This is a genomic window from Neoroseomonas alkaliterrae (assembly GCF_014199195.1).
GTDB classification, from domain to species: Bacteria; Pseudomonadota; Alphaproteobacteria; order Acetobacterales; family Acetobacteraceae; genus Neoroseomonas; species Neoroseomonas alkaliterrae.
In genome coordinates this window covers 1-26,209 of sequence record NZ_JACIJE010000013.1, presented here as the reverse complement: position 1 = coordinate 26,209, position 26,209 = coordinate 1, and the positions used below count along the sequence as shown (strand labels likewise).

24 protein-coding genes are annotated in these 26,209 nt (G+C 72.8%); 17 read left to right on the top strand and 7 right to left on the bottom strand.

From position 1 onward, the window contains the following. Window positions 1-60: 60 nt before the first annotated feature. From FHS88_RS18150 to pdxH, 4 genes are all read right to left on the bottom strand, one after another. Window positions 61-771: a pirin family protein gene (locus tag FHS88_RS18150; protein ID WP_184486893.1), complete on the bottom strand. Its 711-nt coding sequence runs from the start codon at window positions 769-771 to the stop codon at window positions 61-63. A 127-nt stretch (window positions 772-898) separates the two neighbouring features. Next, the gene (locus tag FHS88_RS18145; RefSeq protein ID WP_184486892.1) at window positions 899-1,777 is read right to left on the bottom strand and encodes a universal stress protein; all 879 of its coding nucleotides are present in this window, start codon (window positions 1,775-1,777) and stop codon (window positions 899-901) included. A 51-nt stretch (window positions 1,778-1,828) separates the two neighbouring features. After that, entirely contained in the window at window positions 1,829-3,292 is a 1,464-nt protein-coding gene (locus tag FHS88_RS21255; protein WP_184486891.1) for an AAA family ATPase, read from the bottom strand. Between the two features lie 64 nt (window positions 3,293-3,356). Continuing rightward, a complete protein-coding gene (gene pdxH / locus FHS88_RS18135) occupies window positions 3,357-4,037 on the bottom strand; it encodes a pyridoxamine 5'-phosphate oxidase (protein ID WP_184486890.1) in 681 nt (226 codons plus the stop codon). A 39-nt stretch (window positions 4,038-4,076) separates the two neighbouring features. Between pdxH and fabI the strand changes: the two genes are divergently transcribed. Genes fabI through aroC form a run of 3 tightly spaced genes read left to right on the top strand, consistent with a single transcriptional unit; the run spans window position 4,077 to window position 6,676 of the window. Continuing rightward, on the top strand, window positions 4,077-4,919 hold the full coding sequence (gene fabI, locus FHS88_RS18130; protein ID WP_184486889.1) for an enoyl-ACP reductase FabI: 843 nt from the start codon (window positions 4,077-4,079) through the stop codon (window positions 4,917-4,919). A gap of 4 nt (window positions 4,920-4,923) precedes the next feature. Next, entirely contained in the window at window positions 4,924-5,562 is a 639-nt protein-coding gene (locus tag FHS88_RS18125) for a LysE family translocator (protein ID WP_338146651.1), read from the top strand. A 7-nt stretch (window positions 5,563-5,569) separates the two neighbouring features. After that, window positions 5,570-6,676: a chorismate synthase gene (aroC, locus tag FHS88_RS18120; RefSeq protein WP_184486887.1), complete on the top strand. Its 1,107-nt coding sequence runs from the start codon at window positions 5,570-5,572 to the stop codon at window positions 6,674-6,676. Between the two features lie 106 nt (window positions 6,677-6,782). Here the strand turns inward: aroC and FHS88_RS18115 are convergent, their stop codons facing one another. Beyond that, entirely contained in the window at window positions 6,783-8,828 is a 2,046-nt protein-coding gene (locus FHS88_RS18115) for a 4Fe-4S dicluster domain-containing protein (protein ID WP_211842490.1), read from the bottom strand. A gap of 86 nt (window positions 8,829-8,914) precedes the next feature. Between FHS88_RS18115 and FHS88_RS18110 the strand changes: the two genes are divergently transcribed. The 14 genes from FHS88_RS18110 (at window position 8,915) to FHS88_RS18045 (ending at window position 22,017) form a co-directional block, all read left to right on the top strand. After that, on the top strand, window positions 8,915-9,610 hold the full coding sequence (locus tag FHS88_RS18110) for a biotin/lipoate--protein ligase family protein (protein ID WP_184486886.1): 696 nt from the start codon (window positions 8,915-8,917) through the stop codon (window positions 9,608-9,610). Then, the gene (locus FHS88_RS18105; protein WP_184486885.1) at window positions 9,607-10,155 is read left to right on the top strand and encodes a DUF6505 family protein; all 549 of its coding nucleotides are present in this window, start codon (window positions 9,607-9,609) and stop codon (window positions 10,153-10,155) included. The genes FHS88_RS18110 and FHS88_RS18105 overlap by 4 nt, the downstream gene beginning before the upstream one ends. Further along, the gene (locus FHS88_RS18100; protein ID WP_184486884.1) at window positions 10,152-11,192 is read left to right on the top strand and encodes a DUF6352 family protein; all 1,041 of its coding nucleotides are present in this window, start codon (window positions 10,152-10,154) and stop codon (window positions 11,190-11,192) included. Before FHS88_RS18105 ends, FHS88_RS18100 begins: the two co-directional genes overlap by 4 nt. Next, complete coding sequence (locus tag FHS88_RS18095) at window positions 11,189-11,701, top strand: DUF3305 domain-containing protein (RefSeq protein ID WP_184486883.1); 513 nt, start codon at window positions 11,189-11,191, stop codon at window positions 11,699-11,701. The genes FHS88_RS18100 and FHS88_RS18095 overlap by 4 nt, the downstream gene beginning before the upstream one ends. Continuing rightward, a complete protein-coding gene (locus FHS88_RS20595) occupies window positions 11,698-12,330 on the top strand; it encodes a DUF3306 domain-containing protein (RefSeq protein WP_221244484.1) in 633 nt (210 codons plus the stop codon). Before FHS88_RS18095 ends, FHS88_RS20595 begins: the two co-directional genes overlap by 4 nt. Before the next feature lie 145 nt (window positions 12,331-12,475). After that, window positions 12,476-13,078: a TorD/DmsD family molecular chaperone gene (locus FHS88_RS18085; protein ID WP_184486882.1), complete on the top strand. Its 603-nt coding sequence runs from the start codon at window positions 12,476-12,478 to the stop codon at window positions 13,076-13,078. 22 nt (window positions 13,079-13,100) lie between these two features. Continuing rightward, window positions 13,101-13,337 (top strand): twin-arginine translocation signal domain-containing protein, encoded by a 237-nt coding sequence (locus FHS88_RS18080; protein ID WP_184486881.1) that lies wholly within the window; start codon window positions 13,101-13,103, stop codon window positions 13,335-13,337. Window positions 13,338-13,361: 24 nt separating this feature from the next. Further along, window positions 13,362-16,301: a formate dehydrogenase subunit alpha gene (locus tag FHS88_RS18075; RefSeq protein WP_184486880.1), complete on the top strand. Its 2,940-nt coding sequence runs from the start codon at window positions 13,362-13,364 to the stop codon at window positions 16,299-16,301. A 24-nt stretch (window positions 16,302-16,325) separates the two neighbouring features. Further along, window positions 16,326-16,913, top strand: a complete 588-nt coding sequence (gene fdh3B / locus FHS88_RS18070) for a formate dehydrogenase FDH3 subunit beta (RefSeq protein ID WP_456306808.1) — start codon at window positions 16,326-16,328, stop codon at window positions 16,911-16,913. Next, a complete protein-coding gene (locus FHS88_RS18065) occupies window positions 16,913-17,929 on the top strand; it encodes a formate dehydrogenase subunit gamma (protein WP_184486878.1) in 1,017 nt (338 codons plus the stop codon). Before fdh3B ends, FHS88_RS18065 begins: the two co-directional genes overlap by 1 nt. Window positions 17,930-18,008: 79 nt before the next feature. After that, a complete protein-coding gene (gene mobB / locus FHS88_RS18060) occupies window positions 18,009-18,539 on the top strand; it encodes a molybdopterin-guanine dinucleotide biosynthesis protein B (protein WP_184486877.1) in 531 nt (176 codons plus the stop codon). Further along, the gene (locus FHS88_RS18055; protein ID WP_184486876.1) at window positions 18,540-19,790 is read left to right on the top strand and encodes a molybdopterin molybdotransferase MoeA; all 1,251 of its coding nucleotides are present in this window, start codon (window positions 18,540-18,542) and stop codon (window positions 19,788-19,790) included. Between the two features lie 152 nt (window positions 19,791-19,942). Then, window positions 19,943-20,845, top strand: coding sequence for a dihydrodipicolinate synthase family protein (locus FHS88_RS18050; protein ID WP_184486875.1), 903 nt, complete (start codon window positions 19,943-19,945; stop codon window positions 20,843-20,845). Continuing rightward, window positions 20,842-22,017 carry a Bcr/CflA family multidrug efflux MFS transporter gene (locus FHS88_RS18045; protein WP_338146649.1) on the top strand — a complete coding sequence of 392 codons (1,176 nt, stop codon included), beginning with the start codon at window positions 20,842-20,844 and terminating at the stop codon, window positions 22,015-22,017. Before FHS88_RS18050 ends, FHS88_RS18045 begins: the two co-directional genes overlap by 4 nt. A 51-nt stretch (window positions 22,018-22,068) precedes the next feature. Here the strand turns inward: FHS88_RS18045 and FHS88_RS18040 are convergent, their stop codons facing one another. Next, window positions 22,069-23,745 carry a thiamine pyrophosphate-binding protein gene (locus FHS88_RS18040; protein WP_184486874.1) on the bottom strand — a complete coding sequence of 559 codons (1,677 nt, stop codon included), beginning with the start codon at window positions 23,743-23,745 and terminating at the stop codon, window positions 22,069-22,071. Window positions 23,746-23,809: 64 nt separating this feature from the next. Then, window positions 23,810-25,795 (bottom strand): elongation factor G, encoded by a 1,986-nt coding sequence (locus tag FHS88_RS18035; protein ID WP_184486873.1) that lies wholly within the window; start codon window positions 25,793-25,795, stop codon window positions 23,810-23,812. Between the last annotated feature and the right edge of the window lie 414 nt (window positions 25,796-26,209).

Genomic DNA, 26,209 nt, shown 5'->3' with positions numbered 1-26,209 from the left:
CGCCCCGGGCGGGCCGTGCGGCGCGAAGGGCCCGCACGGGCCGCCGGCACGGGCGGGGCGCTACTCGGCCGCGACCTCGACCATCACGATCTCGGCGTCGTCATCGGCCGTGATGGTGAACTCCCGCTCGTCGCGGATGGCGATGCCGTCGCGCGCCTGCGCGGCCGTGCCGTTCACCGTGATCGCGCCGCGCGCGGGCACCAGATAGGCCGCGCGTCCGGCCCCGAGCGGCTGTACCAGCGTCTGGCCCTTGCGCATCGTGGTGGCGAGCACCGCGCCGTCCACGTTGATCGGCAGCGCGCCCGCCCCGGCATCCTGCGGCCGGCCGGAGGCCAGCACCTCGAACCCCGCCTCGCGCTTCTCCTTCGGGAACTTCTTCGCGCCCCAGGAGGGCTTCACGCCCTGGCGGTCGGGCAGGATCCAGATCTGGAACAGCGTGGTCCGCCCGGGCTCGAGGTTGTACTCGGCATGGACCACGCCGGTGCCGGCGCTCATCACCTGCACGTCGCCGGCCTCGGTGCGGCCCTCGTTGCCCATGCTGTCCTTGTGCGTGATCGCCCCTTCGCGGACATAGGTGATGATCTCCATGTCGCGGTGCGGATGCGGGTCGAAGCCCGTGCCGGGGGCGATCTCGTCGTCGTTCCAGACGCGCAGCCGGCCCCAGGCCATGCGCTCGGGGTTCATGTAGCGCCCGAAGGAGAAATGGTGGTTGGCGTTGAGCCAGCCGAAATTCGCCTTGCCGAGGCTCGAGAAGGGGCGGCGTTCGATCATGGTTCGCTCCATCTGCCGGGCCCGCGCGGGCGGGCCGTCCTGTCGTTCCGGCAGATGGGGCACATCCCGGCCGCGCGCCACGCAGCCGGGCGGATCATCTCCATTCAGTGCGGTGATGATGCCGTGCTCAGCGGCACATCATCACCGGGATCTCGGCGTTCTCCAGCACATGCCGCGTGACGCCGCCGAGGATGAGCTGCCTGAGGCGGGAATGGGAATAGGCGCCCATGGTCAGCAGGTCCGCCCCGAAGTCGCGCGCCGCGCCCAGCAGCCCCGCGCCCACCTCGCGGGTCTGGGGCTTGAAGGGGAAGATCTCGGCCTCGATCGCGTGCCAGCGCAGATAGGCCTGGATGCCCTCGGCCTTCGGGCCGCGGCGCTGGTATTCGTCGGCGCAGAGGATGCGCACGGCGGAGGCCTTGTGCAGCCAGGGCAGCGCCGCGGCGACCGCGGCTGCGCTCTCGGCCGTGCCGTTCCAGGCCACGCAGACGCGCGTGCCGATGTCCGCGGGCGCGGTGCGCGGCGCGATCAGCACCGGGCGGCCGGAATCGAACAGGATGGCGTGCAGCGCGTCGGAGGAGGAGACATCCTCGCCCGCATCCGGGTGCGGCACCACCGCCATGTCATAGAGGCGCGAGGTCTGCGCGACGATGTCCTCCTCCCGCCCGGCGATGGATTCGAAGGAGAGGGTCGGCCCTTCGGTCTTGGCCGCGGTGTCGGGGTTGTCGGCGAGGGTGACGCCGCCGAGGCCGGCGGTGAACCTCTCGAACAGGGCGCGGACGCGCTCGGCGCGCTCGCCGCTCTCGCGCTCGGTCGCGGCCATCATCTCCTCGATCATCGCGCCCGACAGGCCCTCGCCGGCCAGCGGTGCCACGTCCCGCGCATCCACCCGCACATGCAGGCAATGGACGTGCGAACCCCAGATCCGGGCGGTGATCAGCGCTGTGGCGAGCGCAGCCTCGCCGGCGGCGGTTCCCGTCAGCGGCAGCAGCAGGCGACGATAGGCCATGGTACGAAGCTCCCCTCTCGCGTCGCGTTCGCCGGCGCGCGACGACCCATCCTAGCACATGGAACCGGCATCCATGCCAAGGGCCGCCCGCGCCGCGGCGAGCGCGCCGTCCTCGGCGCGGATGCGGTGCCAGGTGATGGGGCCGGGATCCGCCTGCGCGGCGCGCAGCAGCACCGCCTCGGTCGCGTCGGAGGCGTCGTCGCGGCGCGACGCCACGCGCGCGCGCAGCACCGCGAGCGGCGCCTCGAGCCACAGCCCGTCGAAGCGCACGCCGGCGGCCCGCGCGACAGCCTCGGCGCGGGCGCGCTGGCGCGCATCGAGGAACACCGCGTCGAGCACCACCGACTGCCCGCCCGCGAGCGCGGCCGCGGCCATCGCATGGACCTCCTCGTGCACCTCCGCGCTGACGGCCTCGGCGTAGGCTTCCGGGGGCAGGCGCTGCTCGGGCGCGACGCCGAAGCGCCGCTTGCGCACCTCGTCCGTGCGCAGCACGAGCGCGCCTGGCGCCCGGCCGAGGCTGGGCGCGAGCGCGCGTGCGAGGGTGGATTTGCCGGTGCCCTGCAACCCGCCCACCGCCACCATGCGCGGCGGCGCGGGCCGCAGATGCGCCTCGGCCGCATCGAGCAGCGCCTGCCATGGCCGCTCCCGCGCCGCCTCGACATGCGCGCGGATCATCGCGCGCAGGGAGAGCCACAGCGGCAGCCCGGCGCAGAGCCCGGCATCGCCGCTGCGCGCCACGTAGCGGTTGAGCACGCGGTTCGCCGCGCCACGGCCATGCCGCAGGTCGAGATCCATCAGCAGGAAGGCGAGGTCGTAGCCGACATCGATGGTCGCGAGCGTCTCGTCAAATTCCAGCGCGTCGAAGGGCACCGGGCGTCCCTCCCAGAGGCAGAGATTGCCCAGATGCAGGTCGCCATGGCAGCGGCGCACGAAGCCCGCGGCATCGCGGGCGGCGAGGGCGGGCGCGACGCGGGCGAGTTCGGCCCGCGCCGCCGCCGCCCAGGCCGCGATGCGCTGCGCCGGAAGCCCCGCACGCAGCGCCGAGGGGACATTGCCTTCGAGGATCGCGCCCATGCGCGCCGGGGCGTCCGTGGCGGCCCTCGGCGCCGCGGCGTGCATCGCGGCCACCGCATCGGCCACGGCATCGAGCAGGGCCTCGGTCAGCGGCATCGCATCGAGGAAGTCCCCGGCCGGGATCGGCGCCATCCGCAGCACCCATTCGACCGGCGCGCCTTCTCCGCCTTCGCGCAGCGCGCCGTCGGGGCCGCGCGTGAGCGGCACCACGTCGCGGTAGATGCCCGGCGCCTGCGGCCGGTTCAGTTCCAGCTCGCGCCGGCAGAAACGCTCGCGGTCGGCCAGGGCGGTGAAGTCGAGGAAGCCGAGCGCCACCGCCTTCTTCATCTTCCAGGCGGTGTCGTGGCCGACATAGACGGCCGAGATATGCGTCTCGACCGGGCGCGCGCCGGAGAGCCGGGCGAGGAAGGCGGCGGCCTCGGCCTGGCAGGGCGGAATCACGGCAGGCCGCGCGCGCACCGGCCCGCGCGGGGCATCGGCGGCACGACGGCGCGCGCGCGCCCCGTCACGGATACAGCATCTCCATCCGCCACCCTTCGCCCTCGCGGTGGAACAGCCGTCTCTCGTGCAGGCGGAAGGGCATGTCGCGCCACAGCTCGATGCGCCGGGGCAGCACCCGGAAGCCCGACCAGTGCGGCGGGCGCGGGATCTCCCCCACGGCATATCTCAGCCCGTATTCCGCCACCGCCTTCTCGAGCGCGAAGCGCGATTCAAGCGGGCGCGACTGCTTCGACGCCCAGGCGCCGAGGCGCGAGGTGCGCGCGCGGGAGGCGAAATAGGCATCCGCCTCCGCGGCGCTGACGGGCTCGACGGGGCCCTCGACGCGCACGCTGCGCTGCAGGGACTTCCAGTGGAAGCACAGCGCGGCGTTGGGGTTGGCGGCGAGCTCAGTGCCCTTGCGGCTCTCGAGGTTGGTGTAGAAGACGAAGCCCCGGCGATCCACGCCCTTGAGCAGCACCATCCGCGCCGAGGGCAGGCCCTCCGGCGTCGCGGTGGCGAGGCAGACGGCGTTCGGGTCGTTGGGCTCGGAGGCCGTGGCTTCCGCCAGCCAGGCCTCGAAGATGGCGATCGGATCCTCGGTGGTGGCGATGCCGCTCATCTGCGCAACTCCTTGCTGCCGCCTGTATCGGGGCGGGGCGGCGGGGCGGCAAGGGGCGCGAACCCCTTGCCCGCGCCCCCCCGCCATGGCACCACCCCCGACCATGCAGAGGACGGGTCACGAGTGATGAACGACGCCGCGCCAGAACCCCGGATCGCGACCGGCACCCTGATGCAGGGCAAGCGCGGGGTGATCATGGGCGTCGCGAACGACCGCTCCATCGCCTGGGGGATCGCCCGCGCGGTCGCCGCCCAGGGCGGCGAGATCGCCTTCACCTACCAGGGGGAGGCGCTGGAGAAGCGCGTGAAGCCGCTGGCCGAGAGCGTCGGCTCCTCCCTCGTGCTGCCCTGCGACGTGGCGGACGACGCCTCGATGGACGCCGCCTTCGACGCGGTGGCCAAGGCCTGGGGGAAGATCGACTTCCTGGTCCATGCCATCGGCTATGCCGACAAGCAGTATCTGCGCGGCCGTTACCTCGACACGCCGCGCGCGGCCTTCCTGCAGGCGATGGACATCTCCTGCTTCTCCTTCGTCGCGGTCGGGCAGCGGGCGGCGGCGCTGATGGAGGCGGGCGGGTCGCTGCTGACCCTCTCCTACCTCGGCGCCGAGCGCGTCACGCCGCACTACAACGTGATGGGCGTGGCCAAGGCGGCGCTGGAGGCCAGCGTGCGCTACATGGCGACCGACCTCGGCGAGCGCGGCATCCGGGTGAACGCCATCTCCGCCGGGCCGATCAAGACGCTCGCGGCGAGCGGGATCGGCGATTTCCGCTACATCCTGAAGTGGAACCAGTACAACTCGCCGCTGCGCCGCAACGTGACGATCGAGGAGGTGGGCGGGTCCGGCCTCTACCTGCTGTCGGACCTGGCGGCGGGGGTGACAGGCGAGGTGCACCACGTGGATTCCGGCTACCACATCGTGGGGATGAAGAACCCGGATGCGCCGGATATCACGGTGGAGAAGGGTTGACAGGGTGCCCTTCGACGCGGGTGGGTTTCTGCTCTACATCGGCGCGGCACTGCTTCTGGCCGTCACGCCGGGGCCAGGCATCATGTATGTCGCGGCGCGCAGCCTCTCGGGCGGGCGCGGAGAAGGCGTTGCCTCCTCCCTCGGCACCGGCATCGGCGGGTTCATACATGTCGCGGCGGGCGCGCTCGGCCTGTCGGCCCTGCTGCTGGCCAGCGCGGAAGCCTTCACCCTCGTGAAGCTGGCCGGCGCGGCCTACCTGGTCTGGATCGGCCTGCGCACCATTCGGGAAGCGGGCCGGCCGCTCGACCTCGCCATCCCGCCCGCGAGCGGAGGGAACCGCGCATTCCGCGAGGGCATCCTGGTCGAGGCGCTCAATCCCAAGACCGCAGCCTTCTTCCTCGCCTTCATCCCGCAGTTCCTCGACCCGGCGAAGGGCGACCCGGTGGCGGGCTTCGTCGTACTGGGCGCCGTCTCGGTGCTGCTGAACACCGGTGTGGACCTTGTGGTCGCCATCGGCGCTGGTGCGGCGCGGGCGGGCATGACGCGCCGCGCGCGGCTGGTGATTCGGCTGCGTCAAGGCTGCGGTGCGCTGCTCTGCACGCTCGGCGTGATGCTAGCGCTGGTGCGCCGCCCGGCACACTAACCGAGCCATGTCCCACAACACCCTCGGCCACCTCTTCCGCGTCACCACCTGGGGCGAATCCCACGGCCCCGCGATCGGCTGCGTGGTGGACGGCGTCCCTCCGCGCCTGGCGCTGAGCGAGGCCGACATCCAGCCCTTCCTCGACCGCCGCCGCCCCGGCCAGTCGAAATTCGTCACCCAGCGCCAGGAACCCGACCAGGTCCGCATCCTCTCGGGCGTGATGGACGGGCTGACCACCGGCACGCCCATCGCGCTGCACATCGAAAACACCGACCAGCGCTCGAAGGACTATTCCGAGATCGCCGAACGCTTCCGCCCCGGCCATGCGGACCTCACCTACGAACTGAAATACGGCATCCGCGACTATCGCGGCGGCGGACGGTCCTCCGCGCGCGAGACGGCGATGCGGGTGGCCGCCGGCGCGGTGGCGCGCAAGGTGCTCGGCCCCGATGTCCGCATCCGCGGCGCCCTCGTCGCCATGGGCGGGGACTGGGTGGACCCCGCCAACTGGTCCTGGGATGCGGTGGAGAAGAACGCCTTCTTCTGCCCCGACCCCGCCGCCGCCGCGCGCTGGGAGGAACGGCTGCTGGAACTCCGCAAATCCGGCAACTCCGTCGGCGCGGTCATCGAGGTCGTGGCCGAGGGCGTGCCCCCCGGCCTCGGCGCGCCGATCTACGGCAAGCTCGATGCGGATCTCGCGGGCGCGCTGATGTCCATCAACGCGGTGAAGGGTGTCGAGATCGGCGACGGCTTCGGCGCCGCCGCCCTCACCGGCGCCGAGAATGCCGACGAGATGCGCATGAACCCGGACGGCACCGTCGCCTTCCAGTCGAACCACGCGGGCGGGATCCTCGGTGGCATCAGCACCGGCCAGCCGGTCGTGGCGCGCTTCGCCGTCAAGCCGACGAGTTCCATCCTGACGCCGCGCGCCTCGGTGGACCGCCATGGGCGAGAGGTGGAGGTCCAGACCAGGGGCCGCCACGATCCCTGCGTGGGCATCCGCGCCGTGCCGGTGGGCGAGGCCATGATGGCCATCGTGCTCGCCGATCACCTGCTGCGGCACCGGGCGCAGAACCCGGACGCCCCGGCCACCGCGCGGCTGCCGAGGAACTGAGGGGCGGGAACCCGCCGCACCCGGATGCCTCGCGCCCCTCAAGAGGGGAGCGGCGCCGCGGCGACCCGGACCGAAGGGCCTTCCGGGCGGCTCCCCGCCCGCGGCGCTACGCCTTGCCTTCGCGCTTCGCCCGCTCCGCCTCCCGCAGGTAGTCCTCCGTCGTCCTCGTCACCGGCCGCTCCGGCCCGGCATAGGGATCGAGCCCGCCCGTCGTCGCCTCGGTGATGCGGCAATCCTCGCAAAGCTCCAGGATCGCAGCGCGCGCCGGGTCGGCGAACATCCAGTGCGCCGAGAGCTTCGCCTTCACCCGCGCGATCGAGGCCTTGGTGCCGAACAGCTTGCCGCAGCGCGGGCAGGCCGCCGGTTCCTCCTCCTTGACCACCTGCGGCGACGCTGCGGCCTCGGAGAAATTCAGCCGCGGCTCGAGCGTGATGACCTTCTCCGGGCAGGTCGCGGCGCAGAGGCCGCATTGCACGCAGGCATCCTCGAGGAAGCGCAGCTGCGGCCTGTCGGGGTTGGCGCTGAAGGCCGAGGTCGGGCAGACGCTCGTGCAGGCGAGGCACAGCGTGCAGCCGCCCGTCTCCACCAGCGCCGCGCCGAAGGGGGCGAGGGCGGGCATCGGCACCGTCCCGGCCGGCGCGCGCGCGGCGGCGCGCAGCGCGCGGAAGGCCTGCAGCGCCATCTCCCGCGGCGTGCCGATCGCCTGGTGGGTGGAGGGCGCGAAGGCGAAGGGCGCGCGCGGCAGCGCCGCCAGCGCCTCGCCCAGCGCGAAAGGATCGTCCGTCTCGATCGTGGCCGCGCGCGGCGCCGCGTGGCCGAGGCCAAGCCCGGCCAGCGCCGCATTGGCGTAGTCGAGGTTGCGCAGAACCCCCTCCGCGCCATGCCTGCGCCGGCCCGGCAGCAGGACGCGCAGCGCGCTCGCGCCCCAGGCGAAGGCGCCGGTGATCAGCGAGAGGTCGAGCGCCGTCGGCTCGTTCACGCGCAGCGGCAGCACGCGCGCCGGCAGCCCCTCCCCATGGCGCGCGAGCGCATCGAGCATCGCCTCGCCCTGCGCCTCGTCATGGACCAGCACCACCGGCGCCTCGCCGCCCGCCTCGCGATAGGCGAGCAGCAGCGCGCGCAGGCGCGCCGCGAGTGCTGCGGGCGGTGGCAGGGTGTAGGTCGCCGCGCCGGTCGGGCAGACCGCGGCGCAGGCGCCGCATCCGGCGCAGATCTCGGCGCTGATCTCGACCTGGTCCTTGCGCTCCCCGGTGCCCGGCGTGATGGCGCCGGTCGGGCAGAGATCGAGGCAGCGCGTGCAGCCCTTGCGCCGGTTGCGCGCATGGGCGCAGAGCGCGCCCTCGAAGGCGACGAAGCGCGGCTTGTCGAAGGTGCCGACCAGCTCGGCCGCGGCGGCGATGGCGCGCTCGATGGCGGCCGCATCGGCCGGGTCGGCGCGCAGGTAGCCCTGGCGGACCTCATGGGCGGGGAACAGCGGCTGCCCGCCGCTGAGGTCCAGCACGATGTCGGCGCGGCTGATCGCCCCGTCCTTGCCCGGCCCCCATTCGTAGCGCGCGCGCGAGGAGGGGCGGGGCATCGCCGCCCCGTCCACCGTGATCTCGAAAGCGCCGAGCCAGCCCCGCGCGGCGCGGGCGCGGCCCTTCATCACCGGGAAGGGGGCGGCGCGGGGCGGCGTCACCTCCTCCGCCCCGGTCAGCAGCACCGTCAGGTCGAGCCTGTCCTGCAGCCGCGACGCCGCCTCCAGCGCCGCGGCGTCGCGGCCGAGCACCAGCGCCACGCCGCGGCTTTCGAGCGGCACCAGCGGCGTCGCCGGCATGGGCACCGCCGCGGCGGCGATCAGCGCGGCCATCTTCGGGCCCGCGGCCTTGCCCTCACGCGACCAGCCCGCGTGCTCGCGCACATTGACGAAGGCGGGTGCGGGGGCCTCGGCCTCGGCGGCTTCCTGCGCGAAGAGCGGCGCCTGGGCGGTGCAGGCCACCGTCAGCGGCCGGCCGGTGGCAAGGGCCGCCATGAAGCGGTCGAGCTGCGCCTGGCAGAGCTGTTCCGCGGTCCGCAGCTCCGCCCCGCAGCCGCGCGCGATCGCCCGCCCGTCGAGGACCATGCTGTCCTCGCAGCTGCACACCAGGGCGATGCGCCCCTCCGTTCCGCCCATCGTCCCAAATCCCCCGCAAGGCCCCGATTGGACGCGCGGGGCCGGGCGCATATATGCCGCGGGTCACCGGAGTGCGAGGGAGCGGAGTGTCCGAGGGCCTGCCCGACCTGCCGAGCGTCTTCAGCCCGATCATCCCGCTGCGGGAGGCGGGCGATGCCATGGCGCGCGCCATCGCCGAGGCGCCGCGCCACGGCGCGGGCTGCCTCGTCTGGGTGCGGTCCTGGTCGCGCATCGAGGCGGCGGTGGTGCTCGAGCCCGAACAGCCGCTCGCCGCCGCGCGCCCGGCGCTGATCGCGGGCCTCGCCGCCTTCGCCGACGCCGCCGGCGCGCTGGGCCCGCCCGAGGTGCCGCTGACCTTCGACTGGCCGGCGACGATCCGCGTCAATGGCGGCGTGGTCGGCCGCGCCAAGCTCGCCGCCCCACCCGGTTGCGCGGAGGCGGCGGTCCCGCCCTGGCTGGTGGTCGGGATCGAGGCCGCCTTCGCCGATGTCGCCGAGGCCGAGCCGGGCCGAGACCCGGGGCGGACGACCCTGTTCGAGGAAGGCTTCAACGAGACGACGCCGGCCGAGATGACCGCCGCCTGGGCGCGCCACCTGATGGCCAATCTCGCGGACTGGCAGGCCGGCGGCTTCCGGGTGGTGGCGGAACGCTACCTCGCGCGGCTCGATCCGGCGCTGGCCGAGGGCGCGCGGCGCGGGCTCGATCCCGCGACGGGGGATCTCGTCATCCAGCGCGGCGCGGCGCGCGAACGCCGGCCGCTGGCCGAGGCTGTCGCGGCATGACGCGGCTGTTGCGCACCATCCGGCTCGACCCCTCGGACGCGCTGGTCTTCCCGCGCGCGGCCGAGCCCGGGGAATGGGCCGTGCCCGGCGGCTTCTGCTTCTGGGACGAGGAGGTGGAGAGGCTGGAGGGCAAGCGGCGCCAGGCCTTCCGCGCCGGCTTCCTCGGCCTGTCCTCCTTCGGCTGGTCCACGCTGGTGCAGGTGGCGAGCGCGACGCCGGCGCAGCGGGAGGAGGCGGTGGCCGCCCTCGCCGCCCATCTGCGCGCCGCCTACGGCGCCCCGGACGAGGCGGCGGCGCGCGCGGCGGCGCAGGAGGAGGTCGCCTTCGCCGAATCCCTCTGCGAACACCCCCCCGGCACGCTGGTCGCGCTGAGCCGCAGCCTGGAGGATGGCGCCGTGCGCGAGCGTTTCCGCACCCTGCACGAACGCCCGCGGGAGCACCGCGCCTTCGAGAGCCTGCCCGTCTTCGCCGCGGTGGCGGTGGAGGGCGAGGAGGAGCCGCCGCTGCGCCCCGACCTCGCGCGGATGGCGAGGAATGCGCGATGAGCGGCCTTCTCGCCCCCGGCGATTTCTGGGTCGCCTCCGGCCACCATCTCTGCGACCTCGACGAGCACGGGCGGCTCGCCGCCACGCCGGATCTCTGGCGCGCCTTCCTCGCCCGGCCCGAACTGGTGCCGCCCGAGGAGGCCTGCGCGGCCGAGCGCGCCCTGCACGCCGCGCTGATGGCCGAGCCGGAGCAGCCGGTGGAGGCGGCGCGCATCGCCGCGCTGGCGGATGCCGACGCGCGGGAGAACTTCCGCCACTTCCTCGGCTTCCGCGACCGCGTGATGGCGCAGCCCTCGCTGGAGGCCGCCTGGCTCGCCCTCTACCGGGAGGGTGTCGCGGGCATCCCGCCCATCCTGCTGCAGATGCTGACGCATCTCGTGGCGCGCGCCGCGCTGGAAGGCGAGGGCGATCCCTTCGTGCTGCGCGCGGGCGAGCTGCTCTACCGCACCCAGCGCGCGGGCATCCACCAGGGCGCGACGCTGCTCGCCGACGAGGAGGTCGTGGAGATGCGCGGCCGGGACGGCGGCTTCGGCGCGCTCGGCCAGTTGCTCGTGGAGGCCGGCGCGCCGCCGCGCGAGGTCGAGCTCGACGTGCTGAACGAGGCCAATGCCCATCTCTATCACGGCCGGTCGGACGCGCACGACTTCGCCCTCGACATCGCCGAGGGGCGGGAGGGCGCGCGCGGCATCGCCCGCATGCTGGAACGCTTCATCCGCCACATGCTGGGCGAGGAGGTGGCGATCCGCGCCGTGCCGGTGATCGAGGACCGCGACTGGACCTGGCATGTCGGCCTGGATGCCGAGGCCACCGCGATCGCCAACGATCTCTGGCATGGCCGGAAGGTGCGGCAGGAGCGCCTCGCGCGCATCCTCTGGCTCGGCGTGCTGGAGTTCCGCGACGCCGCGCGCGTCCTGCCCCGGGTGGCCGGGCGGCCGGTCTATCTCGCGCTGGCGATGGATGCGGCGAACCGCGTGCGGATGAAGCCGCAGAACCTGCCGGCCGGCCTGCCGCTGATGGCGCGCGAGGCGGCGGCATGAGCCTCGAGGTGCCCGGCACGGTCCGCATCGCGGTCGGCGTGGTGGTGGAGCGCCGGCCCGGCGTCACGCCCTGGGCCGAGCATGTGTGGCAGCCGCGCGAGGTGCTCGAGGACTGCCCCGACGTGCCGCCCTGGACCGTGCTGCGCGAGGAGGGGGGGCGCACGCTCTTCCTCGCCGGGCAGGCCGAGGTCGCGCTCCATCCGACCGACACCGACAACTACATCCACAACCTCCAGCAGGAGCCGCCGCGCGTGTGGGTGGTGCTGCGCCCGACCGAGGCCGCGCCCGGCTATGCGCTGCAGACGGTCACGGTGGATGCGGGCGAGGCGCAGCTCTATGCCGAGTCGGGCTCAGACCTGCTCGAGGCGCTGCCGATGCCGCCGCGGCTGCGGCTGGTGGTGGAGCGTTTCGTCGCCGAGCACCATCGCGTCCGGGAGTTCCACAAGCGCAAGCGCGACCGCGCCGACACCGATGCGCTCGGCCGGCGTTCGCGCGTGGAGGAGGCATGAGCGAGGACGGCTTCCTCTCCCGCTGGTCGCGCCGCAAGCGCGCCGCCGAGGCCGGGCAACCGCTCGACGAGCCGGAGGCGCCGGCGCGCGCCGCGCCCGCAGCGGCGCCACCCGCCGCGCCGGCGCCCGCCGCCGGGGCGGAGCCGGCCGAGCCGCCCTTCGACCCCGCCTCCCTGCCGCCGATCGAGTCCCTGACCGCGGAGAGCGACTTCACCGCCTTCCTGCGCAAGGGCGTGCCGGCGGCGCTGCGGCATGCGGCGCTGCGCAAGGCGTGGTCGCTCGATCCGGCGATCCGCGACTTCGTGGGGCCGGCGGATTACGCCTGGGATTTCAACGCGCCGGACGGCGTGCCGGGCTTCGGCCTCGATCTGCCCGGTGACGTGCAGCGCATGGCCGCGCGCATCCTCGGCCTCGAGGGCGAGGAACGGCGGGAGGACCGGCCTGCGCCGGATGCCGAGGGGCCGGTGCAGGTGGCGGTTGCAGCCGGCGCCGAGATGCCGCCCGCTCCGGCGCCCGCCGAGCCGGAGCCGCCGGCGGCCGAGGCCATCGCGCCGCCGCCGGTCGCGCCCGGGGATGAGCGGCCGGCCGCGCCCGCGCCGCGCCGGCACGGCTCCGCCATGCCGGCCTGAATACGGCGCCTCTATTTGATGTTGCGAAGCATTCGCAACAACAAGCCGGTTCCGCTGAAAGAACAACGACTCCAATGCATTGCGGCGGGGGCACGATCCGGAGTAGATTGATCGGGTTTTCGGGGAGCGGGGACGAGGTCTGAAGATGTCCGGGCAGGGCACGGCAGACAGCAGGGCGGACGTGCTGACGACCGAGCGGGCGCGGCTTTTCGCGCTGCTCGGGCGTCTGATGATCGCCGCGCCGGATGCCGGGCTGCTCTCGGCGCTGGCGGGCCTTCGCGGCGAGCCCACGCCGCTGGGAGAGGCCTATCGCGGCCTCGCCGCCGCCGCTGCCGCCACCGATCCCGTCGCCGTCGAGCGCGAATACCACGACCTCTTCATCGGTCTCGGCCGCGGCGAGCTTCTTCCTTACGCATCCTACTACCTGACCGGCTTCCTGCACGAACGGCCCCTGGCGGAGCTGCGCGGCGACATGCTGCGCCTCGGTCTGGAGCGCGCCGCCGGCGTGGCGGAGCCGGAGGACCACATCGCCTCGGAATGCGAGGTCTATGCGGGGCTGCTTTCCGGCGGCTTCGCGGGCGGCGCGGCCGAGGCGGAGACCTTCTTCCAGCGGCATCTGCGCCCCTGGGCCGGCCGCTTCTTCGCCGACCTTGAGAAGGCGGAGGCCGCGCGCTTCTACCGCGCCGTGGGCGCGCTGGGGCGCATCGTGATCGAGATCGAGCAGGCAGCCCTCGGGCTGCCGGAATGAGCGAGGCCGGGAGGCACGGACCATGAGCACGAGGGACAAGCAGGTGGCTGAACGTCGAGGGTTCCTGAAGGCGCTCGGGATCGGGGGCGCGGCCGCCGCCGCGGCCGGCGTGGCGGAAGCAGCCGGTCCGATCCGCGCGGATTCCGTGCCGGCCGGGACGGCGCGCAAGGAGAACGAGGCCGATCGCCTGAAGGCGCGCTACCAGGCCAACAGCGCGCATGTGCAGGCCTTCTACCGCACCAACCGCTACGGCGGCTGACGAGACAAGAGGGAGGCAAACCCCATGCTGATCAAGCGTTCCGAAGCGCGCGCCGGCCGCCAGCGCCTGGCCGCGGCCTATGCCGGGCTGTCCTCGGGCGGGCTCGACCGCCGCGCCTTCCTCAAGCAGGCGGGTGTTACGGGCGTCGGGCTGTCGGCGCTCGGCGCCATCCCGCTGACCACCGTCCGCCCGGCCGCCGCCGGGCCGATGGACCATCAGCAGCCGGTGCGGCGCATCAAGAACATCTGCACCCATTGCTCGGTCGGCTGCACCGTCACGGCCGAGGTCCAGAACGGCGTCTGGGTGGGCCAGGAGCCGACCTGGGAAAGCCCGATCAACCGCGGCACGCATTGCGCCAAGGGTGCGGCGGTGCGCGAGCTCGTGCACGGCGACCGGCGCATCAAGTATCCGATGAAGCTGGTCAACGGCCAGTGGCAGCGCCTGACCTGGGAGACCGCGCTGAACGAGATCGCCGACAAGCTGATGGCGATCCGCCAGGCCTCCGGCCCCGATTCCGTGTTCTGGCTGGGCAGCGCCAAGTTCTCCAACGAGGGTGCGTATCTCTACCGCAAGTACGCCGCCTTCTGGGGCACCAACAACGTGGACCACCAGGCGCGCATCTGCCACTCGACGACGGTGGCGGGGGTCGCGAACACCTGGGGCTACGGCGCGCAGACCAATTCCTACAACGACATCCGCAATTCCAAGACCATGATCATCATGGGCGGGAATCCGGCGGAGGCGCATCCCGTGTCGCTGCAGCACGTGCTCAGCGGCAAGGAGCAGAACCGCGCCAACATGATCGTCATCGACCCGCGATTCACGCGCACGGCCGCCCACGCGACCGAATACGTGCGCATCCGCCCGGGCACCGACATCCCCGTCATCTGGGGCATGCTCTGGCACATCTTCGAGAACGGCTGGGAGGACAAGGAGTTCATCCGGAGCCGCGTCTACGGCATGGACGATGTCCGCGCCGAGGTCGCGAAGTGGAACCCGGCCGAGGTCGAGCGCGTGACCGGCGTGCCCGGCGCGCAGCTCCGCAAGGTGGCGGAGATGTTCGCCAAGGAGAAGCCGGCGACGCTGATCTGGTGCATGGGCGCCACGCAGAAGACGGTCGGCACGGCGAATGTCCGTGCCTTCTCGATCCTGCTGCTCGCCACCGGCAATGTCGGCGGCGAGGGCAATGGGGCGAACATCTTCCGCGGCCACTGCAACGTGCAGGGTGCGACGGATTTCGGCCTCGATGTGACGACCCTGCCGGCCTATTACGGCCTCGATGAGAACGCGTGGCGGCACTGGTCGCGCGTCTGGAACGTCTCCTACGAGAGCATGGTCGCGCGCTTCGACAGCCCGCAGATGATGACCACGCCGGGCATTCCGACCACCCGCTACTTCGACGCGGCGACGATGCCGGTGAACGCGCAGACCGGCCTCGCGCAGCGCGACAACTTCAAGGCCATGATGGTGTTCGGCCATGGCGGCAACACCGTCACGCGCATGCCCGAGGCGGTGAAGGGCCTCGAGAAGCTCGACCTGCTGGTGGTGGCCGACCCGCACCCGACCACCTTCGCCGTGCTCTCGGGCCGGCGGGACAACACCTACCTGCTGCCGATCTGCACGCAGTTCGAATGCAGCGGCAGCCGGACGGCCTCGAACCGCTCGGTGCAGTGGGGCGAGAAGATCGTCGAGCCGATCTTCGAATCCAAGTCGGACTACTTCGCGCTCTACCAGCTCGCCGGCGCGCTCGACCGCGCGGCGGAGCGGCGGAACATGCCGATCCGCTTCCAGGCCGAGATCTTCAAGAACTACGAGATCCGCAACAACGAGCCGACCGCCGAGAGCATCCTGCGCGAGATCAACCGCGGCGCGATCAGCACCGGCTACACCGGCCAGTCCCCGGAGCGGCTGAAGCTGCACATGCAGCACCAGGACAAGTTCGACCTGGTCACGCTGCGCGCAAAGGAGGATGCGCCGGCCGAGATCCGCGGCGACTTCTACGGCCTGCCCTGGCCCTGCTGGGGCAAGCCGGAATGGCGCCATCCGGGCACGCACATCCTCTACAACACCAACCTCCATGTGAAGGAGGGCGGCGGCACCTTCCGCGCGCGCTTCGGCGTGGAGCGCAACGGCGTCTCGCTGCTCGCGGAAGGCTCCTACTCCAAGGGATCCGAACTGACCGACGGCTATCCCGAGTTCACGACCGCGGTGATGGCGCGCCTCGGCTGGGATGCCGAACTGACGGAGGAGGAGAAGGCCTCCATCGCCCGGCAGGGCGGCACCGCCTCCTGGGCGACCGACCTTTCCATGGGCATCATTCGCGTGACCATGGAGCACGGCGTGATGGCCTACGGCAACGCCAAGGCGCGGGCGAATGCGTGGAACCTGCCCGACCCGATCCCGGTGCACCGCGAGCCGATCTACACGCCGCGCACCGACCTGATCGCGCAGTATCCGACGCTGCCCGACCGGCGCGGCTTCCGCCTGCCGCATCTCGGCCAGTCCATCCAGAACCGGATGGCGCAGGTGGCGCCGAACTATCCGATCATCCTCTCCTCCGGCCGGCTCGTGGAGTATGAGGGCGGCGGCGAGGAGACGCGTTCGAACAAGTGGCTCGCCGAGCTGCAGCAGGACATGTTCATCGAGATCAACCCGCGTGACGCCGCCGCGCGGAACATCCGCGACGGCCAGTGGGTGCAGGTGCGCGGGCCCGAGATGCCGGAAGGCAAGTGGACCCGCATGAAGGCCCTGGTCACCGAGCGCGTGGGGCCCGGCGTGGCCTGGATGCCCTTCCACTTCGCCGGCTGGTTCATGCAGGAGGACCAGCGCGGCAAGTACCCGCAGGGTACCGACCCGATCGTGCTCGGCGAATCCGTCAATGCCGTGACGACCTACGGCTACGACCCCGTGACCTTCATGCAGGAGACGAAGGTCACGCTCTGCCAGATCCGTGCGGCGGCGTAAGGGAGGACCACGAAGATGGCCCGCATGAAGTTCCTTCTCGACGCCGAGCGTTGCATCGAGTGCAACGCCTGCGTCACCGCCTGCAAGAACGAGCACGAGGTGCCCTGGGGCATCAACCGCCGGCGCGTCGTCACCATCAACGACGGCAAGCCGGGCGAGCGCTCGATCTCCATGGCCTGCATGCACTGCACGGATGCGCCCTGCGCCGCCGTGTGCCCGGTGTCGTGCTTCTACACCACGGCGGACGCGGTGGTGCTGCACGACAAGGATCTGTGCATCGGCTGCGGCTACTGCTTCTACGCCTGCCCCTTCGGCGCGCCGCAGTATCCGCGCGTCGGCAATTTCGGCAGCCGGGGCAAGATGGACAAGTGCACCTACTGCGCCGGCGGCCCGCAGGCCGACAACACGCAGGCCGAGTACATCCAGTACGGCTCGAACCGCCTCGCCGAGGGCAAGCTGCCGCTTTGCGCCGAGATGTGCTCGACCAAGGCGCTGCTGGCCGGCGATGGCGCGGTGATCGCGCAGATCTACCGCGAGCGCGTGCAGAAGCGCGGCTACGGCTCGGGCGCCTGGGGCTGGCGCACTGCCTATCGCGAGACGGTGGCGATCTGATGCGCGCGCTGTTCCTCGCCTTCGCGCTGCTCCTGGCCGCGCCGGTTGCCGGCCACGCGCAGACCAATCCGCAGGTCACCGGCGTGCCGGGCAACCCGACGCCGATGCTGCCGCCTGTGGCCGACGAGCTGGAAGTGCTCAAGGCGCTCCAGGGCGGGCGTGTCGCCGGGCGCATCACCATTCCCGACCAGCAGGCGGCGAACCTGATCCAGCCCGCGGGCCGGTCCTGGCGGGACTTCCACAACGTGACGCTCGCCTGGGTGGGCGGCGTGGCGGTGCTCGGGATGCTCGGCATCCTGGTGCTGTTCCGCCTCTCCAAGGGCCGCATCCCGATCGAGGGCGGGCCCTCGGGGCGCACCATCCAGCGCTTCAACCTGCTCGAGCGCGCGAACCACTGGATGGTGGCCTCGACCTTCATCATCCTCGCGCTCTCGGGGCTGAACCTGACCTTCGGGCGGCACATCCTGCTGCCGATCGTGGGGCCGGAGGCCTTCACGGCCATCAGCCAGTGGGGGAAGTACGCGCACAACTTCCTCGCCTTCCCCTTCACCCTCGGCCTCGTGCTGATGCTGCTGCTCTGGATCAAGGACAACATCCCGAACGGCACGGACATCCGCTGGCTCAAGGCCGGCGGCGGGCTGATCGGCAACGCGCATCCGGACAGCGGCCGCTTCAACGCCGGGCAGAAGGGGATCTTCTGGATCACCATCCTCGGCGGGGCGGCGGTGGCCGTCACCGGCTACATGCTCGTCTTCCCCTTCATGTTCACCGACATCGCGGGGATGCAGCTCAGCCACATGATCCACAGCATCGTCTCGGTGCTGATGATCGCGGTGATGCTCGCCCACATCTACATCGGCACGATCGGGATGGAGGGCGCCTCCGCCGCCATGACGACCGGGCAGGTTGACCTCAACTGGGCGAAGCAGCATCACAACCTGTGGGTCGAGAAGGAGCTCGCCTCCGGCCGTGGCGCGGATGCGCCCGGCACGGCCAAGGCGGCCGGCGCCGACTGAGCGCCGCGATCCGCACCGTCATGCATGACGGGCGCATGGCGAAGGCCGTGCGCCCGTGCCTTTTGAAGGGATCGCCGCCGTGACGCGGATCATCGGCCTCGCGGGATGGAGCGGGGCGGGCAAGACCTCGCTGATCGTCAAGCTGCTGCCCTGCCTGATGCGGCGGGGGCTTTCCGTCTCCACCCTCAAGCACGCCCATCACCGCTTCGACGTGGACGTGCCGGGCAAGGATTCCTACGAGCATCGCCGCGCCGGGGCGCGGCAGGTGATGGTCGCCTCGGGCCTGCGCTGGGCCCTGATGACCGAGCTCGGCACCGCGCCCGAGCCCGCCCTGCCCGAGCTGCTCGCGCGCATGGACCGGGTGGACCTCATCCTCGTCGAGGGCTTCAAGCGCGACGCCCATCCGAAGATCGAGGTCCACCGCGCGGCCAACGGCAAGCCCTGGATGCGGCCGGAGATGCCGGGAATCGTTGCGGTGGCCTCCGACACCCCGCCGCCCTACGACCTGCCGCGCGTGGACCTCGACGACATCGAAGGCGTGGCGGACCTTGTGACGGCCCATGCCGCGCCGCTCTGCGCGATCCGCTGGGACATGCGGCAGGAGGCCTGAATGGCGCAGCTCTCCGACGACTGCTTCGCCTTCGGCGGCGCGCTGATGTCGGTGGAGGAGGCGCAGGCCCTGATCGCCGCGCGCGTGCCGCCGCTGGCGGGGGAGGAGGCGGTGCCGCTCGCCGCCGCGCGCGGCCGTGTGCTTGCCCATGATCTCGTCGCCGGGACGCCGCTGCCGCCCTTCTTCAACGCGGCGGTGGATGGCTGGGCCTTCCGCCATGCCGACCTCGACCCCGCCGCGCCGACGCGCCTGCGCGAGGCGGGCCGCGTCGCCGCGGGCCAGGCCTGGGCGGCGCCGGCGGGCCCTGGGGAGGCGATCCGCATCTTCACCGGCGCGCCCATGCCGCCCGGCACCGATACCTGCGTCATGCAGGAGGATGTCGCGCGCGAGGGCGAGGCCATCCTCGTCCCGCCCGGCCTTGTGCGCGGCGCCAATGCGCGGCCGGCGGGGGAGGATGTCGCGGCCGGCAGCGTCGCGCTCGCGGCCGGCCGGCGCCTCGGCCCGGCGGAGATCGGCCTTGCCGCCGCGCTCGGCTTCGCGCGCCTCGCGGTGCGGCGGCTGCCGCGGGTGGGCGTGTTCTCGACCGGGGACGAACTCGCCGAGCCCGGCACGCCGCTCGGCGCGGCGCAGACCTATGACAGCAACCGTTTCACGCTGCTTGCCCTGCTCGCCGGGCTGCCCTGCACGGCCACGGACCTCGGCAGGCTGCCCGATGCGGCCGATGCCACCGCCTCGGCGCTCGCTGCCGCCGCGCAGGGGCACGACCTGCTGCTGACGAGCGGCGGCGTCTCGACCGGGGAGGAGGACCATGTGCGCGCCGCGATCGAGGCGGGCGGCAGCCTCGTCTTCTGGCGGCTCGCGGTGAAGCCCGGCCGGCCGGCGGCGATGGGGGTGATCGGCGGCGTGCCGGTCGTCGGGCTGCCGGGCAATCCCGTCGCGGCGGTGGTGTGCTTCCTGCACCTCGCGCGGCCGCTGCTGCTGCGGCTCGCCGGCGCCGCGCCCGAGCCCCTGCCGCGCCATGCCGCGATCGCGGATTTCGCCTACCGCAAGAAGGCCGGGCGGCGGGAGTATGTCCGCGTCACGCTCGCGACCGCGAATGGCGTCACCCGCGCGCGGAAATTCGCCCGCGAGGGCGCGGGCCTGCTCTCCTCCCTCACGCAGTCGGACGGCTTCGCGGAATTGCCCGAGGCGGTGACGGAGGTCGCGCCGGGTGATCCGCTGATCGTGCTGCCCTTCGCCGGCGCGCTGTAGCGGGCGGGCTTGCCGCCCCTGCGCGCCGGGCGTCGCGCTGCTTCGGCGGGATCGGCGCGGGAAGCGACGCCGGGTGCGGCCGATTGCCGCCCTCGCGGCGCCATGCCATGGCTGCGGCCGCCCCTTCGAGGCCATAGCGAGGTGTCGCGACCATGAGCGGCTTTTCAGGCGTCTTTCCCTATCTCGTCTCTCCCGTCGCCCCGGATGGCGCCGTCCTCGAAGGCGAGTTGCGCCGCCTGGTGGACCACCTGATCGCGGCCGGCGTGCATGGCCTCACGCCGCTCGGCAGCACGGGGGAGTTCGCCTATCTCGATGCCGCGCAACGCCGCCGCATCGTCGAGATCGTGGTGGACCAGACGCGCGGCCGCGTGCCGGTCGTGGCCGGCGTCGCCGCGACCACCACCGCGGATGCGGTGCGCCAGGCGAAGGACTACGCCGCCATCGGCGTGGACGGCATCCTCGCGATCATGGAGGCCTATTTCCCGGTCTCCGAGGCCGGCGTCGTCGCCTATTTCACCGCCATCGCGGACGCCACGCCGTTGCCGGTGGTGCTCTACACCAACCCCAACTTCCAGCGCTCGGACCTCTCGCTTCCGGCGATCGAGACGCTCTCGCGCCACGACCGCATCGTGCTGATCAAGGATGCCTCGACGAACACGGGCCGCCTGCTCTCGATCCTGAACCGCTGCGAGGGCAGGCTCGGCGTCTTCGCGGCCTCGGCGCACATCCCGGCGGCGGTCATGCTGATCGGCGGCAAGGGCTGGATGGCCGGGCCCGCCTGCGCCATCCCGCGCGAGAGCGTGCGCCTCTACGACCTCTGCCGCGCCGGGAAGTGGGATGCGGCGATGGCGCTGCAGCGCGTGCTGTGGCGGGTGAACGAGCTCTTCGCCGCCCATTCGCTCGCCGCCTGCATCAAGGGCGCGCTGCAGATCCAGGGCTTCGCGGTGGGCGAGCCGGTGCCGCCGCAGGCACCGCTCTCGGCCGAGGGGCGGGCGGCGGTGGAGAAGGCGCTCGCGCTCGCCGCCCGCGCGCTGGCGGAGGCGCCGCAGGCGTGAGCGGCGCCTCGCACCGCCGCTACGCGCTGATCCTCGGCGCGCTGGCGGCCATGGGGCCGTTCTCGGTGGACATGTATCTGCCGGCCTTCCCGGCGCTGGCGGCCTCGCTGCAGGCGACGCCGGGGGCGGTGCAGGGCACGCTCGCCATCTATTTCCTGGGCATGGCGGCGGGGCAGGTGTTCTACGGGCCGCTCGCGGACAGGCTGGGGCGGCGCGGGCCGCTCTTCGTCGGGCTCGGGCTGTTCAGCCTCGCCTCGGTGGCCTGCGCGCTGGCGCCCGACATCGGCGCTCTGACCGCGGCGCGGCTGGCCCAGGCGCTGGGCGGCTGCGCGGGCATGGTCATCGCGCGCGCGGTGGTGCGCGACGTGACGGACGAGCGCGGCGCGGTGCGGCTGATGGCCTCGCTGATGCTGGTGATGAGCGTCGCGCCGATCATGGCGCCGATCATCGGTGGCGCGCTGCTGCCCTGGTTCGGCTGGCGCGGCATCTTCGCGCTGCTGGCGCTCTACGGCGCGGCGATGCTGGCGGTGGTGGCGCTGTTCCTGCCCGAGACGCTGCCCATCGAACGGCGCCGGCGCGATGGCGTGCTGGCGACGCTCCGGGTGTGGCGAGGGCTGCTGCTCGATGCGCGCTTCATGGGCCATGCGCTTTCGGGCGGGTTCATCATCGGCGGGATGTTCGCCTACATCACCGGCTCGCCCTTCGTGTTCATGGAGCTGCACGGCGTCGCGCCGGGGCATTACGGCTTCTACTTCGGGGCGAATGCCGTCGGCATCATGCTGGCCGGGCAGCTCACCGCGCGGCTCGCGCAGCGCGTGCCCGCGGCGCGGCTGCTCCCCGTGGTGCTGACTGTCGCGCTCGTCGCCGGGCTCGCGCTGCTCGCCGTGGCGCTGACGGGGCTGGGCGGCTTTCCGGGCATCGTCGTCACGCTGTTCTGCTACGTCGCGATGATCGGGGCGGTGATGCCGCTGACGGTCGCGCTCGGCATGGGCCCGCATGGCGCGGTGGCGGGCAATGCCTCGGCGCTGATGGGCACGCTGCAGTTCGGCACCGGGGCGCTGGCGGGCGGCCTGCTCGGCGCGCTGCAGGACGGCACGGCCGTGCCCATGGCGGCGCTGGTCGCGGCCTGCGCCGTTGCGGGATGGACCGCCCGCCGCGTCCTCGCCCCCTGAGGCCTCGCTTCGCGAAGGCCGTCCGGCCCTCGCGTGCGAAGCCCCCCGCCGTCACCGCCGCGCGCGTTCGGCGTGCTTGCCCATCGTCGCATAGGGCGCATAGGGCGGCACCGGCCCGATGGCGTGCATGTCCACCTCCACCAGCGCCGGGCCCGGCACCGCGAGCGCCTGCGCCACGACCTCGCCCACGCTTCCGGCGCTGGAGACGCGGAAGAAGGGCAGCCCCGCCAGCGCCGCGAGGCCCTGCAGATCCGGCGTCATCAGGTCGTGGCCGAACAGGCGTCCATCGGCCACCGCGTCCTGGATGTGGCGGATCACGCCATAGCCGCCGTCGTTCATCACCATCGCGACCAGGTCGGGCTTCTCCTGCGCCATCGTCCACAGCTCGCACAGGCCGAGGGAGAAGCCGCCATCGCCGCACATCGCGATGGTCTTGCGCCCTTCGGCCGCGATGGCGGCGCCGATGCCCAGCGCGAGGCCCGGCCCGATCGCCACGCCCACCGGATGCACGGCGGTGAGCGGGTCGTAGATCGGGAAGATGCGGTTGCCCCAGGTGGAATTGGCGATGGTGACATCGCGCACCCAGACGCCATCCCGCGGCAGGGCGGCGCGGATCGCATCGGGGAAGGGCGCATAGGGGCCGAGCGTCGCGAGATACTCCTCCCGCGCGCGCGCCTTCATCGCGGCGAAGTCGGCGGCGAAGCCCGGCTCCACGGAGGCGCGGCCGGCCAGGCGGTCGGCGATGCCCTCCATCACCAGCGCGGCGTCGCCATGGATGAACAGGCTGTTGGCATAGGTCCGGCCATTGGCCGCGGGGTCGCAATCGGCGTGGATCAGAACCTTCGGCAGTTTCAGCGCGAAGTCGCCCGTCTCGTGCCCGCGCAGGCGGGAGCCGACGACGAGCATCGCATCCACCGTCTCGTAGAAGGCCTGCACGCGCGGTGAGCCGTTGCCATGCATGCCCCCGAGCGTCATCGGATGGTCCTCGGGGATGATGCCCCGCCCGTTCCAGGAGGAGACGGCGCCGAAGCCGAGGCCCATCAGCCGCATCGCCGCCGCGCGCGCCTGCTTCGCGCCGTTGCCGAGCCACAGCATCGGCCGCTTCGCCACGGCCAGGATCTCCGCCGCCGCGTCGAGCTCGGCCGGGTTGGGCGGCAGCGGCGCGGCGACGGGCAGCATGAGCGCATCGAGGCCCGCGGGCCGCGCGATGGCGGCGCGCTGCAGGTCGATCGGGATCTCCACGCTCACCGGCCCGCGCGGGGCGGAGAGCGCCTCGGCCGCGGCGCGCACCAGCACGCCGAAGGCCTCGTTCGCCGTGCGCACGCGGTAGGCGGCCTTGCAGGCGGCGGCGAGCATCGCCGTCTGGCCCGGCACGTCGTGCACCGTGCCGGCGTCGCGGTCGATGTGCCGCGTCGCGGTCTGGCCCGTGATGTGCAGCACGGGGGAGCCGGCGAAGCGTGCTTCGACCAGGCCGGGGATGGCGTTGGCCATGCCGGGGCCGGTGGAGGTGAACAGCACGCCGAGATGGCCCGAGACGCGCGCATAGGCATCGGCCATGTGCGCCCCGCCCATCTCGCCGCGGCACATCACGTAGCGCAGCGCGTTGCGCCGGCCGATGGCGTCGAGCATCGGGATGTTGTGCACCGAGACGATGCCGAAGACCGTGCCGACGCCCATGCGCGGCAGGATGTCCGCGACGAGGTCGGCGACGGTGTACTGGCTTTCCATGGCGACGTTCCCGCTGATGTCCCGCGCGCAGTCTGCCAGCCCTGCGCGCGGCGACCAGGGGGGATCAGCGCCCGCGCGCCTCCGCGAGGTGGTCGAAGCGGCGGCGATAGGTGCCGAGGCCCATGGTGAGCGAACGCAACTCGATGATGAGGTCGTGCAGCTCGGCCTCGGGCACCAGCGCCTCCACCTCGTCCCAGCCCGGCCAGTCGGGCTTTTCCGCATAGCCCAGGATCTGCCCGCGCCGGCCGCTGAGCAGGCGCTGCGCGGCGGCGGTGCTGTCCTGCGGCACGAGCACCGTGACGTGGTCCACGGGTTCCAGCATCACCGGGTCGGCCTTGGCCAGCGCCTCCTGCATCGCCATGCGCGTCGCGGTGGCGAAGGCCATGTCGGAGGAATCGACCGTGTGGAAGGCGCCGTCGAGCAGCGTGACATGGATGTCCACCACAGGGTTGCCGAGCGGGCCCTTCTTCGCCGCCTCCTCCGCCGCCTCGCCGACGGCGGGGATGAACTTGCGCGGCACCGCGCCGCCGACGATGCGGTCCTCGAAGGTGAAGCCCTCGCCGCGCGGGCGCGGGGAGACCTCGAGCGTGACATCGGCGAACTGTCCATGCCCGCCGGTCTGCCGGCGATGGCGGGCATGGTGGCGGGCGCTCGCGCGAATCGTCTCCTTGTAGGCGATGCGCGGGCGGGTGGTGGAGACGCGCAGCCCGTGCGCCTCCGCGAGCCTCGCGACGGCATGGCCGAGATGGATGTCGCCCTGCCCGCTCATCACGATCTGCCCGGTCTCGGGATCGTGCTGGATGCCGAGGGAGGGGTCCTCCTCCACGAGGCGCTGCAGCGCGCCGGAGAGCCTCACATCGTCCTTGCGGTCCTCGGTGGCGATGGCGAGCGCATAGACGGGCGGCGGCGGCTCCGGGAAGGTCAGCGCGGGGGCGGTGCCGGAGGGCGAGAGGGTGGCGCCCGTCGTGACGCCCTCCAGCCGGCCGAGCGCGACGATCTCGCCCATGCCGGCCTCGGCGACCTTGGCGGGCTCGCCCGCGGGGAAGCGGGTGATGCCGCCGATCCGCGCGCCGTTCACCGTCGCACCGTCCTTCAGGCTGCCGCGCCAGACGCGCACATAGGATAGCCGCCCGCCATGCCCGGCATGAACCGTGCGGAAGCATTGCGCGAGCGCCTCGCCCTCGGGCGCGATGCCGCGGCGGGCGGCGGTCTCCTGCGGCGTCGGCGCATCGTGGCGCAGCGCCTTCCACAGCCGCAGCACGCCGTGCCGGCGCTCGGCCGCGCCGAGCAGGACCGGATCGAGCGCGCCCGCGACGACATCGGCATGGAGCGGGCGATAGAGGTCCTCGGGTGTCGGGAGCGTATCCTCCACCACCTTCTCGAGCAGCGCGTCGTCGTGGTCGGCCAGCGCCTCGGCGAGCGCGGCGCGGGCCTCGGCCTCGCGGGCCTGCATCTGTTCGGGTATGCGGATCAGTTCGGAGGGCTCGCCCTTGCGCCAGCGATAGGCGCGCTCGCTCACCAGGTCCACATAGCCGGTGACCTGGCCGCCCTCGCGGATCGGCACCTGGCGCAGCACCAGCGGGCGCCGGGAATGGGCCTGGAGGGCGGCGATGGTGTCGCGGATGCGCGTCTCGCCAAGCGTGTCGGCCTTGTTGACGAAGACCATCGCGGGCAGCCCGGCCTGCTCGAGCGCGTGGAAGGCGGGGGCGAGGGCCGCGGCGCGGGCTGGATCGGCCTCGCAGACCACCAGGGCGAGGTCGGCGACCGCGAGGGCGGCGGCGGCCTCCTGCGCGAATTCGACGGAGCCGGGGCAGTCGAGCAGCGCCCAGGGCTCGCCCAGGAAGTCGCAATGGCCGAGGCGCAGTTCGGTCCCCATGGCCCGGGCGCGCGAATCGGCCCGGCGGGGGGAGGGGCTGCCGGCGGCGGCCAGCAGCGCGTCGAACAGGGTGGACTTGCCGCTGCCCTGCGGCCCGATGAGGGCGACGGCACGGGGCTGCGCCCCCTCGGCCGGTCTCGACGATGATGCGGCCTTGTCCTGGGCGTTGCTCATGGCCTTCCTCCGCTGTCGGCCGGTTGGCCGGCCGTGTTGGCGGCGGCCCTGGCGGAAGGGCCGCCAGGGGCGAGACTAGACCCGGGCGCGCGGCAAGGCGGGCAAAAACCTCCGCCGCCCCGTCGCCGCCGCGCAGCCACAGGGTGTGACCGGCATGCAACACCGCCCCGGAGATGTTGAAAGGACGCCACGGACGCCGCGCCATTCGCCGAGGAGTGTGGTTATGTGCATCCCAGACCCCGCAAGGGGGGACGACACGGGCATCGGCGGGGCCGATGCAGGCTCGGAATGCGAGGAACGACGATGAGCTTCAGGAAGACGCTTCTTGCCGCGACGCTGCTGTCGCTGCCGATGGCGGCGAATGCGCAGGGCTGGGACCCGCGGGTGCAGGGCGTGTACATCGGTGCCGGCTTC